Genomic DNA, 13,245 nt, shown 5'->3' with positions numbered 1-13,245 from the left:
ACAACCACCCGAATGGGCAAAACGGACCACAAAGATCCACTACTCGATCAGTTGCGGAGTCGTGATCCTGGCGCCTCGTCAGGTCCTACAGGCCCTCGTTCTCGGCCGCCGCCCGCTGCGCCTCGAAGTTCTGGACGTACGCGTCGAATACAGCCGCGTCCTCGTACTTCAGCATTGTCTCGTCGTTGTACTTGAGGGCCGTGACCGTGTACGTGTGGCTGCCGGTGAAGACGATCTTCTTGTTCTTGCCGCCGAGGTACGCGCCCTCGATCAGCAGGTACTTGGTGTGGGTCCCGGTGCCGCCGCGCTCGTCGTTGTAGAGCTGGTGCAGAGCGATACGGCCCTTGGCGGTCGGCCTGGTCAGCCAGCCGGCCACCGCCGTGTTCGGGGCATTGTCGAGCTTGCGGTAGACGATGTCGACATGGCAGCCGGCGTCCGCGAGCTTCCAGAGCTCCTCGGCCACCTCGGGGCGGGTGATGTGGCCCTGGGCGATCCGGATCTTCGTCCGGCCGTCGGAGGTGCCGAAGCCCGCGTCGTTGCCGTAGCAGGGGGCTTCCGTGCCCACCGGCTGGGCCACCGTCCTGAGGACGTTCACGACCACGTCGGTGGTCGAACGCGGGAAGAAGTAGACCTTGGCAGGGCCCGCCTGCGTGTCGTGCGCGTAGTCGTCGACCTGCGGCGTCTCCCCGGCCGCGGCCGCGGCCTGGTCGGTGAAGTACGCCGTGTACGCGTCGAACAGCTCCTTGTTGCCCGCGACCGTCATCGCGTCGTTCCACCCGCTGACGCGGTCCCACTCGACGAGGTTGCCGGAGGACTGCACCACCACGTTGTCCACCGGGACGACGCCGTTGCCCTTGGTACGGGAGAAGAGGAAGGTCTTGTTGTGGTTGACGTTGTCGTACCAGCCGTTCGGGTCCGCCGCCGTCGTGCCCGGGTCCTTGGCGAGGCAGGCCTCCTGCTCCTTGCAGAACCGTACCCAGGACTCCCCGGTCAGCCCCGCCTGCAGGCGCTTGCCCGCCCCCCAGCCGGTGCTGTCGTGGTCGAGGACCATCTGGACGGTGACGCCGCGCTGGTGTGCCGCGAGCAGCTGGTCCGTCAGCCACTCCGACCCGTACAGGTACAGGGATATCCGGATGGACGATCCCGGTTCCGCGCCGTTGATGAGGCGTCCCAGGTGCCCGAGGATGCGGCCCTCGGCGGCCGTGTCGCCCGACGGATCGTTGAACACCGGGCCGGTGGTCACGGTCGGGACGGACTCCGCTCCCGCGGCCGGTGCGGCCATGAGGAGGGGGACCAGTGCGAGTGAGGCGGCGCCCGTTCTGAACTTGCTCTTGATCAATGTCACCGGAGCATTGTCAGGGAAGGCGGCCCATCTGTTGCTGTCGCGCCAGCGCGCGACGCAGGTCCGTCGGAAGTGCGTGATACGGGCCGTATGCCCGTTCCGTGTCGTAGAGCAGTGCCTGGAGCTGCTGATGGGCCGCCGTGTGGTCGCCCATCGCCAGGAGCAGGTTGCCGATCCGGCGGCGGAGGTCGAAGAACCGGGCCTGGTCCGCGCCGTGTTCGTGGAACGGGAGCAGGGCCCGGTACTCCGTCAGCGCGGCGGCCGTCTCCCCCAGCTGCTCCAGACACTGCGCCGCCTCGTAGCGGTACTGCAGGGTCTGCGGATCGGCCGGGCCGGCCTCCGCCGCGCGGTCGTCCGCGAGGCGGCGCAGCTCCGGCAGGGCACGGCGGTACTGGCCGTCGTCCATGAGGGTCGTCGCGTACTGCTTGCGCAGGATGCGGACGACGGGCGAGTGCTCGCCGTGCTCGGCGGCGGCCGCGGGCAGGATCGAGCCGAGCAGGTCCACGGCTCGGGTGAGGGAGCCCTCGCCCAGCAGGCGCTTGACCTCGTCGACCGTGGCCGCCACGTCGGGGCGCGCGACGGGCGGCGCGACCGGCGGGGCCGGGTACGACGAACCGCTGGACGCCCGGTCCGGCCAAGGCGCGTGCGGGCGCAGGAACGGGCGCGTCGGGTCGAGCGGGCCGGCAGGGGCGCCGCGCGCCGGGAGGAGCGGCAGCAGGGCCTCGTACACCTCGTGCGCCCCGGACGGCCGGTGCTGCGGGTCCTTGGCGAGCAGCCGCAGCACGAGCGCCTCCAGGGCCTCCGGCACCTCGGGGCGCAGCTGGCGGACCGGCAGCGGCGGCTCGTACAGGTGGCGGTGCAGCACACCGAGCGCGGTCGATCCGGCGAACGGGACGTTGCCGCTGAGGAGTTCGTGGAGCAGGACACCGAGCGCGTACAGATCGGTGTACGGGCCGACGGCGCCGCCCATGGCCTGCTCGGGCGCCATGTACGCCGGGCTGCCGATCGGCGAACCGGTGTGGGTGAGGCGGGTGGTGTCGGTGTCCAGGACGGAGGCGACGCCGAGGTCGAGGACGGTGACCGTGCCGTCGGAGCGCACCATCACGTTGCGCGGCTTCAGGTCGCGGTGGACGATCGGCACCGCGTGCACGGCGGCGAGCACCGCGCACAGCTGCGCGGCGACGGAGACCGCCCACTCCCAGGGGTACGGGTCGTGCTCGGCGAGATGGTCGGCGAGGTCCGCGCCGTCGACGTACTGCATCACGAGGTAGAGGTCGTCGCCGTCGCTTCCGGCGTCATGGACGGTGACCAGGCCGGGGTGGTCGACCTGGGCCGTGACCCGGCACTCGCGCACGAAGCGCCGCCGCAGCTCCTCGGCGGCGGTCGCGGGGCCGGTCATGGTGGCGGGACGGAGCAGCTTGACGGCGACGCGGCGGTCGAGCCGGCCGTCGTACGCCGTCCAGACCTGGCCCATGCCGCCCTGGCCGATGACGGTGGACAGCTCGTACCGCCCGCCGATGACGCGTCCGTTCACTTCCCCTCGTCCTTACGGAGGAGGTGGCTGAGCTCGTCCAGCTCGGCGCGGACCTGGTCGATCCGGGGGGCGGGCTGGGGGGTCTGCACCGGCGGCTGGGGCTGTGGTGGGACCGCGGGCGGCTGAGGCGGAGCCACCGGCTGCGGCTGGTAGCCGTAACCGGTCTGGGGCCGCGGCACCGTCGTCCCGTACGGGCTGTAGGGCGCGGGCGCGGACGCCGGGACGCCGAGGCGGACCTTGTCGTGCCGGATGTCCACGACGAGGAAGTAGGCCGTGAACGCCGCCGCGTTGAGAAGGATCATGCCCATCGCGACATCGGCCTGCGTCGTCTCGATGTCCGGCGGCAGCAGGATCATGCCGGTGATCATGACAGCCGCCGAGACCCCGCACAGGACCCAGTCGAGCGCGCGCCGGGTCACGACCGCGAGCCGGATCAGGGTCGCCCACGTCAGGAACCCGAGGCTGAGCAGCGGAAGCACGGCGAAGAGCACGCGGAGCACGATCACGGACGTCGGAACGGCAGCACGCGGTGATGGCGGAGGCGGGTAGCCGTAGCCGTACATTCCTGCTCCTGGGCACTCGGGTCGGTTGCGGAGACGAGCGTATACACCGACAGCGACAACAGCTCCAGGGTTGTACGGATCAGGGCGCCACCGTGCCGTCCGCGAGGCCGTCGTACAGGCCCTGCACGAGCTGTTCGCCGAGCCGGCCCGCGAGCCGCAGGGCGTCCTCGAACTCGGCGAGGACCCTGAACCGCTCCCCGTACCGCTGCTGTTCGGCGAGCGGCAGGCGCGGGAGCTGGAGGCGGCGGACGTCGAGCCGGGTCGCGGTGGAGGCGTAACTGCTGGCCTGGCGGGTATTGGCGGTGCCGCGAAGGAACCCGGCGAGGAACCAGGGGTCGAGCGCGGCCGGGTCGGGGCGCAGGAGCTGGAGGTTGCGGCCGAGCGCGGCGCCGGCGGTGGCGGCGTCGACAACCCGGGCGAGGGAGCCCCCGCCGAGGACAGGGACGACCACATCGCCCTCGGCGAGGAGGACCGGCTCCTCGGGTTCGCCGTCGGGGGCGGTGTCGGGGAGGGAGCCGGACGGCGGCTGGGCGGCGAAGACGTCGTTCTCGGTGAGGACACGCACGGGACCGCCGGTGAAGGAGGCCGTTCCGGTGCCGCCGGCGCGCAGTTCGAGCGCTCCGGTGCGGGCCAGTTCGCCGACGGTGACACCGGTGAGCCGGGCGGCCGCGGTCGGGTCGGCGGCGGTGTCCGCGGGGAGGGCGGGGGGCGGGGTGAGCGCGACGGTACGGCCGAGGGTCTCGGCCAGCCGGTCGCGGACCGCGAGGAGTTCGGCGGCGCCGCCGCCCGCGGCGGGGGGCGGGAGGTGGCGGGCGGGCGCCAGGTCGACGTCGTCGTCGAGGAGTTCGATGACGGGCACGGCCCGGCTCGCGCCGGGGGTCTCGGTGACCGTGCCGTGCTTGTCGAAGGGCAGCCACGCGTCCAGTACGGCGGTGTGGACGGCCTGCCAGTCGAGCTTGTCGCGGCCCGCGCCGCCGATGTGGTCGGCGATGGTGGCGGTGGTGTCTACGAGCAGCAGTTCCTGGGAGGCGGTGACGCCGGCGGCCGGCTTGCGCAGCACCCAGAGGTGGAGCGGGATGCCGTAGGGCGGGGCCGCCCCTGCGGGCAGGGCGATGACGGCCCGCAGGGCGCCCCTGCGCAGGAGATCGGCGCGGATGCGGCGGCCGGAGCGGCGGGAGGCTGCGGCGGGCGGCATGAGCAGGACGGCGGTGCCGCCGGGGCGGAGCCGGGCGAGGGCGTGCTGGACCCAGGCCAGTTCGGATTCCGTACGGGCCGGGAAGCCGTACTCCCAGCGCGGGTCGTAGGCCAGTTCGTCGTGGCCCCAGTTGCGCTCGTTGAACGGCGGGTGGCAGAGCACGGTGTCCGCCGCGAGGTGCGGGAAGGCGTCGGCGCGCAGGCTGTCACCGGTTCGTACGCGGATGTCGGCGTCGGAGGCGAGGGCGAGGCGCAGGGCGGTGAGCGCGGCCAGGTCGGGGTCGGCGTCCTGGCCGTGCAGAGCGCCGGGGTGGTCGACGGCGCGGAGCAGGGTGCCGGTGCCGGAGGCCGGGTCGAGGACGGTGGGGCGGGGGCCGGCGCCGGGGGCGGCGAGGGCGGCCATCAGGGCGGCGGGGCCGGGCGGGGTCAGCGTGTACTGGCGCGGGTTGGCGTCGAGGTGACGGCCGAGGAGGAACTCGAAGGCCTGGCGGGCACCGGTCTCGGCGGCGAGGTCGGCGGCGCCGCGCAGCAGGGGTACGGCGGGGGCCAGTTCGGCAGCGGTGGGCGTACGGACCGCCCGCTCGGCGCCGAACCGTTCGGAGAGGACCTCCTCCAGGGCGACCGGCAGGGTCTCCGCGAGCCGCTCGTCCGAGACGGCGGCGAGCTTCGGCCAGGCGGTCGAGCGGTCCCGTACGAGGAGGAGGGCGCAGCCCGCCTGGACGAGGGCGGTGACGGCGCCCGCCGGGTGGCCGGCGATCTGCTGCCAGACCCGCTCGCGCAGGGGGACCTCGGCGAGCTTGCCCTGCGCGCGCAGCCAGTTCTCGACGTCGGCGAGCGCGAAGGAGGGACTGGTCTCCGTGCCGCCCACGGGCCGGGGGAAGTCGGCGTGGCGGCGCCGCCAGTTGCTCACGGCGGCCCGTCCGACCCCGGCCAGCCGGGCGATTCCGGCGGCGGTCACCTCTGCTGCGTGCTCCGGCACCTGGCTGACTCCCCTCGTCCCGCTCGGACGTCGTCCGCACGTCTCCACACGGACCCGTTGTTGTGACCCCGATCTTACTGATGAATGCAAGGCCCACCACTTCACAGCGTGAGCCGAATCAAATTCTGTGAATCGTGTTGACTCGGTTCACAGGCTCTGCTGTGATTGACCCATCGCAGACGGAGTTCACACCACGTCCCGGAAGGTGCCACAGCCATGTCTCAGCAGCAGCGCAACTGGTTCGCCCGCCACAAGACGCTCACCGCCACCGGCGCGATCGTCGCGCTCATCGTGATCGGCGCGACGGGGTGCGAGGGCAGCGACACCACGTCCCCGAAGAGCAAGGCGACGCAGGAGCAGCCGGCGAAGAAGGGCGGCGACACCAAGGCCCCGCAGGAGAAGAAGGTCGCCACGATCGACGGCGACGGCGACTTCGAGGTCGGCAAGGATGTGAAGCCGGGCCTCTACCGCTCCAGCGGCAACAAGGACGCCGGCTGCTACTGGGAGCGCGCCAAGGACTCCTCGGGCGAGACCGACTCGATCCTCGCCAACGACAACGTGACGGGCACCAGCTACGTCCAGATCGCGGCCACGGACAAGATCTTCAAGTCCCAGGGCTGCGGGGAGTGGGAGGCCGTGGACGCCAAGGCCACCGGCACCCCGAAGAACGAACTCAAGGGCGACGGCGGCATGTTCAAGGTGGGCGTCGACATCGCGCCCGGCACGTACAAGTCGACGGGAAACGAGGACGACGCCTGCTACTGGGAGCGCTCGAAGGACGCGAGCCACGGCACGGACGCGATCCTCGCGAACAACAACGTCTCCGGCACGGCGATCGCCAAGGTCTCGGCCTCCGACGCCTACTTCAAGACCTCGGGCTGCGGCGACTGGGTCAAGACCGGCTGACGCAGACCGCACTCCCCCGTACCGCCCGCACCCCCGCAATCCCCGTACCGCCCGTATTCCCACCCCCGGAGAACACCCATGTCTGCCACCGTCCGCCCCCGTTCCCTCCGTACCTCCCTCGCCGCCGCGCTCTGCGCCGCCCTCGCGCTCGGCGCCACCGCCTGCGGGCCCTTCTCCGACGACGCGAAGGCCTCCGGTCCCTTCGGGGACCTGACCGGCCCGCAGATCGCCAACAAGGCGATCGCCGCGACGAAGAAGGCCGACTCCCTCACGCTCGGCCTCGACACGAAGACGACCGACGGGCCGATGAAGGCCTACCTGGCGATGGACACGAGCGGAAAGTGCGCCGGCACCCTGACGGTCGGCGCGACGGGTACGGCCGAGCTGATCAAGGCGGACGACAAGGACGTCTACCTCCGCTTCGACGAGGCGTTCCTGAAGGAGCAGTCGAAGGGCGAGTCGGCCGAGGTCCAGGAGGCCATCCTCAAGGAGCTCAAGGGCCGCTGGATGAAGACGCCGGTGACCGACCCGGACGCCAAGGACAACCTCGAACTCTGCGACCTGAAGGGCCTCCTCGGCGACTTCGAGCAGGGGATCAACCTCGCGGTCAAGGGCAAGGAGACGACCGTGGGCGGCAAGAAGGCGCTGACGCTCACGGAGAAGTCCGGCGGCGAGACGACGACGGTCTACGTGGCGACGGAGGGGGAGCCGCTCATCCTGAAGATCGTGGCGGCGGGCGGCGAGGAGCCGGGGACGATGACGTTCACCGACTACGGCAAGCCGGTCGAGGCGAAGGCGCCGGCGGCCAAGGACGTCGTCGAGGAGGAGAAGGCCGGCTGACGGCGCGGGTGCAGTGCCGAAGGGTGTGAGGGCCGCCGGAGGGGGCGGCCTTCACACCCTTCGCGCTGTTCACAGGCTGACGCGGTTCACAGCCGGTGCCGAGTTCACAGCCAGTTCGCGGTTCACAGCCGGTGGCGGACCCACACGTTCGGTTCGACGTACACGGCGTAGCCGCGGGAGGCCTCGCAGTGCACCGGTACCAGCGCGCCCTCGACCTCCACCGGGCCGTCCGTGTCGAACGGCAGCCCGGTCCAGGCGCGCCACTGCTCCACGGAAGCGCCGATCGTCATCGAGGCCGGGGCGACCGCCTCGATCGTGGCACCCTCACGGACGTGGACGCGCAGCCACGGGTCGTGCGGCAGGCCGTCCGACTCGCGTGTACGGAAGGCGTACTCGTGGATGGAGGACGCGGCCTCCAGGTGCTTGCCGTTGGGGCGGACCGGGGCGACGACCTCCGAGAAGCCGAGGAGGCGGGCGTTGTCCCGCATGGCGCCGAGCATCTTCGCCGAGAGCCCCTGACCGAGCGCGCTCGCGTCCACGGTGACCTCGATCGCACTGACGGTGTCCGGGACGCGCCCGTGCCGCCGGTCGGAGAACGCCCACAGCAGCACCTGGTCCCAACCGGTTCCGGGCAGTGCGCCGCGCCCCTCGGCCCGGAGCTTGAAGGGGACGCTCAGGGCGCGGGCGACGACCTTGCCGCCGGCGTCGGTGGCGACCAGGACGTACTCCGGCAGCTCGGCGACGATCCGCCCGAAGTGGGACCAGCCCACCGGATCGTTGAGCATGAACTCCGGCCAGATGTCCTTCATCGCCCACATCGCGCCTTCGAGTTCGGGGCGCTCGGCGAGGGTCGTTATGTTCAGCTCCATGGGCCGGAGGCTAACGACCGTTCGCGTGCCGGAAAAACGATTTACGGGAGCCTCTGCTCCGGGCAGCGCGACCTGCCAGCATGGCCCGATGAACAAGCAGACGGCAGTACGTCGGCTCGATCTGGGCTACTTCATCCGGCCGGCATCGGAAACCGGCGGCCCGCAGCCACGAGTTGAACCCGTCCTCGCCTATCTCGTGCAGCGCGACGAAGGACTGCTCCTCTTCGACACCGGAGTCGGCGCTGCTGACCCAGAAACCGAAGCCCACTATCGCCCTCACCGCAGGCCGCTCGAGGCAGCCCTCGCGGCCGCAGGAGTCACCCTCACGGACATCTCCCTGGTGGTGAACTGCCACCTCCACTTCGACCACTGCGGTGGGAATCCCCTGCTGGGCGGCAAGCCCGTCCTGGTGCAGTCCACGGAGCTCGCCACCGCCCGCCAGGGCGGCTACACGATCGACGAACTCATCGACTTTCCCGGCGCGACCTACGAGGAAATCACCGGAGAAGCCGAGGTCTGGCCGGGAGTCCGGATCATCCCGACCCCCGGGCATACCGCCGGGCACCAGTCACTCGTGATCCAACAGAGCGACGGCACTCTGGTCCTCGCCGGCCAGGCCCACGACTTCGCGTCCCACTTCGCCTCGGACCACCTGGCCCGCCAGGCCGCCCTCCAAGGCAGCGAACCACCGCTTCCCACCTATCAGCCGTGGCTGGAGCGGCTCACTGAATTCGATCCCCGCCGCGTGCTCTTCGCTCACGACTCCTCAGTCTGGGAGCCCGCCGAGCACAGCGGTTAGTACCGCCAGGGCCAACGATTACCTCATCAATCCGGAGAGCGACTTCAGCCGTCGCACTGGTTGAGCATCATTGCCTTGTCCGCGGTTGTCACCGGCAGCTCGTATCTATCGGCCACCTGCGCGAACCGCACCGCGTACGAGCAACGGATGGCCTTGTTGGGCGGCAGCCAGGAGGCCGGCCCCGAGTCCCCCTTGGCGGAGTTCGTGGAGCCCGAGACCGGCAGCAGATTGAGGGCGTCGTTCGCCAAGCGCTGCCGCTTGTCCTTGTTCCACCGGGCGGCGCCCATCTGCCAGGCGTACGACAGCGGTACGACATGGTCTATCTGCACCTCGGCGGCCTTCGCCTTCTTCCAGGCGATGTCCTTGCCGGTGTACGGGTCGTGCAGGTCCATCGAGACGACCACGCAGTCGGAACCGGCCCGGAACCGGACGTTCTGGCCGTGCAGTTTCAACAAGTCGTTCCGCGTGTCACAGCCGTTCCGCGCCAGCGGCACACCGTCCGCCGTGTCCATCCACGCGTAGCCGAACTCGTCCCGGTCATAGCCCGTCTTCGGCCCCCGCCCCTTGGTCGTCAGCCTGGAGATCAGCTCGCGCGCTCTCGCCTCGTCCTTCTCGGACGAGATCGGGGCCAGCCCCGGCTTCGTTCCGTCGGGGTCGGCCAAGGGACTGGTTCCGTACGTGGCGGACGCCGACGAGCCACCGCCTGCGGTCGGGGAGCCGTCAGGGGCCTTCGTACAGCCGGTGGTTATGAGGGTGGCGGAGGCAAGTAGGGCGAGAGGGAGGGTCTTGCGGGTTGTCTTTCGGTAGCTGGGCACTCCGGGATCCTAGCCAGGCCCTTCATGGTCCAGACCATTACGCCGTTCGACGCGCGGGATCGACAGAGGGCGCGTAGCGTCGAATGCGCTGTTTGTCCCCTTCCGAAGGAGTCACACACATCATGGGGATCATGGACAAGCTCAAGAGCGTGATGCACGGGCGCGAGGACCAGGCCCAGCAGGCCGTCGAACGCGGCGGCGACATGATCGACGAGAAGACCGGCGGCAAGCACGCCCGCAAGGTCGACCAGGCCCAGCAGAAGGCGCAGGAGTACATCGAGGGGCAGCGCGGGCAGGACCAGCCGCCGAGCCCGCCGAACCAGCCTCCGAGCTGACGGCGCCACCTCACACTTCCGGCCGGGGAGTGCGCAGCGCGCGCTCCCCGGCCGCGGTGCGTCCGTCCGCACGTGGGTCTCGGGTCGGTATCGCGTCCCCGGCCGCGGTGCGTGCGTCCGTACGTGGGTCTCACGTCCGCATCAGATCTTGCCTATTCCCAGGGTGTTCTCGCCGGGCAGCAGGCCCGAGCCGAGGGCGGCCAGCCAGGGCTCGCCGAGGAGTTCGGCGAGGCGGGCCGTGGACTCCGGGCCGAGGGCCGCCCAGGGGGCCGCGGCCAGTTCGTCCGTACGGAGTTCCACCTCGGCGCGCAGGGCGCGGCCGGCCTCGGTGACCGTACCGTCGGAGGCCAGCAGGCCGCGGGCGGTCAGGCGGGCCCGGGCGGCGGACCAGGCGGCCTCGCTCCAGCCGCGGCTCGCGAAGGTCGCCTCGGAGGCCGCGCCGACGGCAGCGAAGGAGACCAGGGACTCGGCCGGGTCGAGCCCGGCGGCGAGCAGCGCGGCCAGGTGGCCGTCGCCGCGGTGCTCGCGCAGGATCGTCGCGGCCTGCCAGAGGACCAGGTGCGGGGCGTCGGGCCAGGGCAGTTCGGCGTTGGCGGCGGCGAGCGGACGCCCGGCCGTCACGGCGGCCTCGGCCGCCCGCCGGGCGAGCCCGGCCGCCTCGGCGAGCCCCGGACCCTCGACCGTCTCGTCGCCGAGAACGGAGCGGTAGGTGCGGTCGACGGCACGCAGCCGGGCGGCCAGGACGTCGGCGGGGGCGGCCGTCCGCCAGATCCCGGGCACGTACCGCGCCACCATCTCCGGGCTGAAGCTGTAGAAGGCGGAGCCGACCCGCTCAGCCCCGGCCGGGCCGAGAGGCGCGGCGCGCCAGGCGAAGTACGAGGGCCAGCGCTCGGAGACGTCGTAGCCGAGGGCGCGGGCCTCGTCGAAGGCCTCGGGGGCGTAGTAGACGAGCGCGTGCAGGGGTTCGATCAGGTGCCACATCTGCCGTACACGACCGGGCTCCACGGTGCCCAGGGTTTCCGTGCTCATGTCCGCCTCCTCCGTCACCACTCATCATCTTGACACTGACTAGATTGACCCCGATCCGGAAACTTGTCAATGACTAGATTCGGCGTAGGCTGCTGGCCATGACCAGTCGGCGCACCTATCACCACGGCGACCTGCGGCAGGCGGTACTCACCGCCGCCTTGGACGTCATCGCCACCGACGGCCCGTCCGCCCTGAGCCTGCGCGACCTCGCGCGCCGCGCGGGCGTCTCGCACGCGGCCCCGGCCCACCACTTCAAGGACCGCGCGGGCCTCCTCACGGCCGTCGCGGCCGAGGGCTTCGGCCTGCTCGCCGAGGCGCTCGGCGAGGCGGCGGACCTGAAGGACGCGGGGGTGCGGTACGTACGCTTCGCCACCGAACACCCGGCGCACTTCCAGGTGATGTTCCAGCCGGACCTGCACCGGCCCGACGACCCCGAGCTGCTCGCCGCCAAGGCGCGGGCCGGGGACCGACTCCGCGCGGGTGTCGCGGGCGTCGCCGGCGTCACGGGAGACAGCCGTCTCGCGGGCGTCGCCGCCTGGTCGCTCGCCCACGGCTTCGCGACGCTGCTGCTCAGCCACAATCTCGCGGGGCCGGTCGGCGACCGGGACCCCGAGGAGGTCTTCCGCACGCTCGCCGGGCTGCTGTTCGCGTCCGGTCCCTCACAACTCCCCGGGGAATAACCGGAATCGGACTCCGATTGATCACGTGCATGACCACGATGACCACGAAGACCACGAAGACCACGAAGACCACGAAGATCACGAAGTCCTTCAGGAAGTCCGTCCGGCTCACGACCGTCGCCGCTTTAAGCGCCGCCGCCCTCCTGACCGCCCTCCCCCTCGACAGCGCCGTCGCCGCCGAGTACCAGCACGGCAGCCAGTGGCGCGGCGCCTGGGCCACCTCGCCGCAGTCCCCGACCGCGCCCTTCGGCACCAACTGGTCGACCGACGGCTTCTCGAACCAGACCGTCCGCCAGGTCGTCCGCGTCACCACCGGCGGCACCAAGGCCCGGATCGAGCTCTCCAACCGCTACGGCACGACCCCGCTGCGGATCACCGGCGCGACCGTCGCCCGCACCGACAAGGGCGCCTCGGTGAAGGCCGGTTCGGTCCGGCAGCTGTCGTTCGGCAAGGGCCGTTCGGTGACGATTCCGGCCGGCGGAACGGCGTACAGCGACGGCGTGCCGTTCACGGTCGAGGCTCTGGAGTCGGTGACCGTCACCCTCTACCTGGCCGCGCCCACCGGCCCCGCCACCTTCCACCACTTCGCCGCCGCCACCAGCTACCGCGCGGACGGCGACCACCGCTCCGACCGGGACGGTACGGCGTTCACGGAGAGCAGCGCCTCCTGGTACTACCTCTCCGGCGTCGAGGTGAGCGGCGGCGCACCGGCCCGCCGGGACGGCATCGTGACGTTCGGCGACTCCATCACCGACGGCGTCGGCGCGGGCCTGGACGCGAACAACCGCTACCCCGACGAGCTGGCCGAACGTTTCGCCGCCGCCGGGAAGCCGCGCAGCGTCCTCAACCACGGCATCGGAGGCAACCAGGTCACCAACGACACGACCTGGGCGGGCGAGAAGGGCATCGAGCGCTTCAAGAAGGACGTCCTGACGGAGCCGGGCGTGCGCACGGTCATCGTCCTCGAAGGCATCAACGACATCGGCGGCAGCGGCTGGCAGGGCGTCCCCGGCGGCCCGACCCCGGAGGTGTCGGCCCAGCAACTGATCGACGGCCACCGCACGCTGATCCGCCTGGCCCACGCCAAGGGCATCAAGGTCGTCGGCGCGACCCTGACCCCGATCAAGGGCTCGTTCTACGACACCCCCGCCAACGAGGCGAAGCGCGACGCGGTCAACGAGTGGATCCGTACCTCCGGCGCCTACGACGCCGTCGTCGACTTCGACCGCGCGGTCTCCGACCCGAAGGACCGCGACGCGCTGCTCCCCGCGTACGACGCGGGGGACCGTCTCCACCCGAACGACGCCGGGTACCGGGCGATGGCCGAGGCGCTCGACCTCGACGCCCTGTAGGACCCCCG

13 protein-coding genes are annotated in these 13,245 nt (G+C 71.3%); 6 read left to right on the top strand and 7 right to left on the bottom strand.

Translation table 11 applies throughout. The annotated features are described in order from the left end of the window. Positions 1-85: 85 nt before the first annotated feature. The 4 genes from ACZ4VI_RS17925 to ACZ4VI_RS17910 form a co-directional block, all read right to left on the bottom strand. Positions 86-1,345, bottom strand: coding sequence for a phospholipase D-like domain-containing protein (locus ACZ4VI_RS17925; RefSeq protein ID WP_468000159.1), 1,260 nt, complete (start codon positions 1,343-1,345; stop codon positions 86-88). A gap of 10 nt (positions 1,346-1,355) precedes the next feature. Continuing rightward, complete coding sequence (locus ACZ4VI_RS17920) at positions 1,356-2,876, bottom strand: protein kinase domain-containing protein (RefSeq protein ID WP_468000158.1); 1,521 nt, start codon at positions 2,874-2,876, stop codon at positions 1,356-1,358. Further along, entirely contained in the window at positions 2,873-3,382 is a 510-nt protein-coding gene (locus ACZ4VI_RS17915; RefSeq protein ID WP_468000157.1) for a hypothetical protein, read from the bottom strand. Before ACZ4VI_RS17915 ends, ACZ4VI_RS17920 begins: the two co-directional genes overlap by 4 nt. Positions 3,383-3,518: 136 nt before the next feature. Then, positions 3,519-5,612 carry an N-6 DNA methylase gene (locus ACZ4VI_RS17910; protein WP_468000156.1) on the bottom strand — a complete coding sequence of 698 codons (2,094 nt, stop codon included), beginning with the start codon at positions 5,610-5,612 and terminating at the stop codon, positions 3,519-3,521. Between the two features lie 216 nt (positions 5,613-5,828). Between ACZ4VI_RS17910 and ACZ4VI_RS17905 the strand changes: the two genes are divergently transcribed. After that, positions 5,829-6,518, top strand: coding sequence for a hypothetical protein (locus tag ACZ4VI_RS17905; RefSeq protein WP_468000155.1), 690 nt, complete (start codon positions 5,829-5,831; stop codon positions 6,516-6,518). 78 nt (positions 6,519-6,596) lie between these two features. Continuing rightward, positions 6,597-7,358 (top strand): hypothetical protein, encoded by a 762-nt coding sequence (locus tag ACZ4VI_RS17900; RefSeq protein WP_468000154.1) that lies wholly within the window; start codon positions 6,597-6,599, stop codon positions 7,356-7,358. 122 nt (positions 7,359-7,480) lie between these two features. Here the strand turns inward: ACZ4VI_RS17900 and ACZ4VI_RS17895 are convergent, their stop codons facing one another. Beyond that, entirely contained in the window at positions 7,481-8,227 is a 747-nt protein-coding gene (locus ACZ4VI_RS17895) for an N-acetyltransferase (protein ID WP_468000153.1), read from the bottom strand. An 88-nt stretch (positions 8,228-8,315) separates the two neighbouring features. On the opposite strand from ACZ4VI_RS17895, the gene ACZ4VI_RS17890 reads away from it, so the two are divergent. Next, positions 8,316-9,026 (top strand): N-acyl homoserine lactonase family protein, encoded by a 711-nt coding sequence (locus ACZ4VI_RS17890; RefSeq protein ID WP_468000152.1) that lies wholly within the window; start codon positions 8,316-8,318, stop codon positions 9,024-9,026. 44 nt (positions 9,027-9,070) lie between these two features. Here ACZ4VI_RS17890 and ACZ4VI_RS17885 read toward each other — a convergent pair whose 3' ends face one another. After that, a complete protein-coding gene (locus ACZ4VI_RS17885) occupies positions 9,071-9,841 on the bottom strand; it encodes an HNH endonuclease family protein (RefSeq protein WP_468000151.1) in 771 nt (256 codons plus the stop codon). 122 nt (positions 9,842-9,963) lie between these two features. On the opposite strand from ACZ4VI_RS17885, the gene ACZ4VI_RS17880 reads away from it, so the two are divergent. Continuing rightward, entirely contained in the window at positions 9,964-10,176 is a 213-nt protein-coding gene (locus tag ACZ4VI_RS17880; RefSeq protein ID WP_468000150.1) for an antitoxin, read from the top strand. A gap of 141 nt (positions 10,177-10,317) precedes the next feature. Here ACZ4VI_RS17880 and ACZ4VI_RS17875 read toward each other — a convergent pair whose 3' ends face one another. Next, entirely contained in the window at positions 10,318-11,205 is an 888-nt protein-coding gene (locus tag ACZ4VI_RS17875; RefSeq protein WP_468000149.1) for an SCO6745 family protein, read from the bottom strand. 98 nt (positions 11,206-11,303) lie between these two features. Here ACZ4VI_RS17875 and ACZ4VI_RS17870 point away from each other — a divergent pair, with 98 nt between their 5' ends. Beyond that, complete coding sequence (locus tag ACZ4VI_RS17870; protein ID WP_468000148.1) at positions 11,304-11,885, top strand: TetR/AcrR family transcriptional regulator; 582 nt, start codon at positions 11,304-11,306, stop codon at positions 11,883-11,885. Between the two features lie 29 nt (positions 11,886-11,914). Further along, complete coding sequence (locus tag ACZ4VI_RS17865; protein ID WP_468000147.1) at positions 11,915-13,237, top strand: SGNH/GDSL hydrolase family protein; 1,323 nt, start codon at positions 11,915-11,917, stop codon at positions 13,235-13,237. Positions 13,238-13,245: the final 8 nt, after the last annotated feature.

It is taken from the genome of Streptomyces sp. NPDC029169 (assembly GCF_055563935.1).
Note: the sequence above shows the minus strand (reverse complement) of the source record. Positions and strands in the feature narration are given on the sequence as shown.

Coding starts and splice junctions, on each gene's coding strand:
- ACZ4VI_RS17900 (WP_468000154.1), top strand. CDS start 6,597: ATGTCTGCCACCGTCCGCCCCCGTTCCCTCCGTACCTCCCTCGCCGCC.
- ACZ4VI_RS17865 (WP_468000147.1), top strand. CDS start 11,915: ATGACCACGATGACCACGAAGACCACGAAGACCACGAAGACCACGAAG.
- ACZ4VI_RS17870 (WP_468000148.1), top strand. CDS start 11,304: ATGACCAGTCGGCGCACCTATCACCACGGCGACCTGCGGCAGGCGGTA.
- ACZ4VI_RS17880 (WP_468000150.1), top strand. CDS start 9,964: ATGGGGATCATGGACAAGCTCAAGAGCGTGATGCACGGGCGCGAGGAC.
- ACZ4VI_RS17875 (WP_468000149.1), bottom strand. CDS start 11,205: ATGAGCACGGAAACCCTGGGCACCGTGGAGCCCGGTCGTGTACGGCAG.
- ACZ4VI_RS17895 (WP_468000153.1), bottom strand. CDS start 8,227: ATGGAGCTGAACATAACGACCCTCGCCGAGCGCCCCGAACTCGAAGGC.
- ACZ4VI_RS17905 (WP_468000155.1), top strand. CDS start 5,829: ATGTCTCAGCAGCAGCGCAACTGGTTCGCCCGCCACAAGACGCTCACC.
- ACZ4VI_RS17890 (WP_468000152.1), top strand. CDS start 8,316: ATGAACAAGCAGACGGCAGTACGTCGGCTCGATCTGGGCTACTTCATC.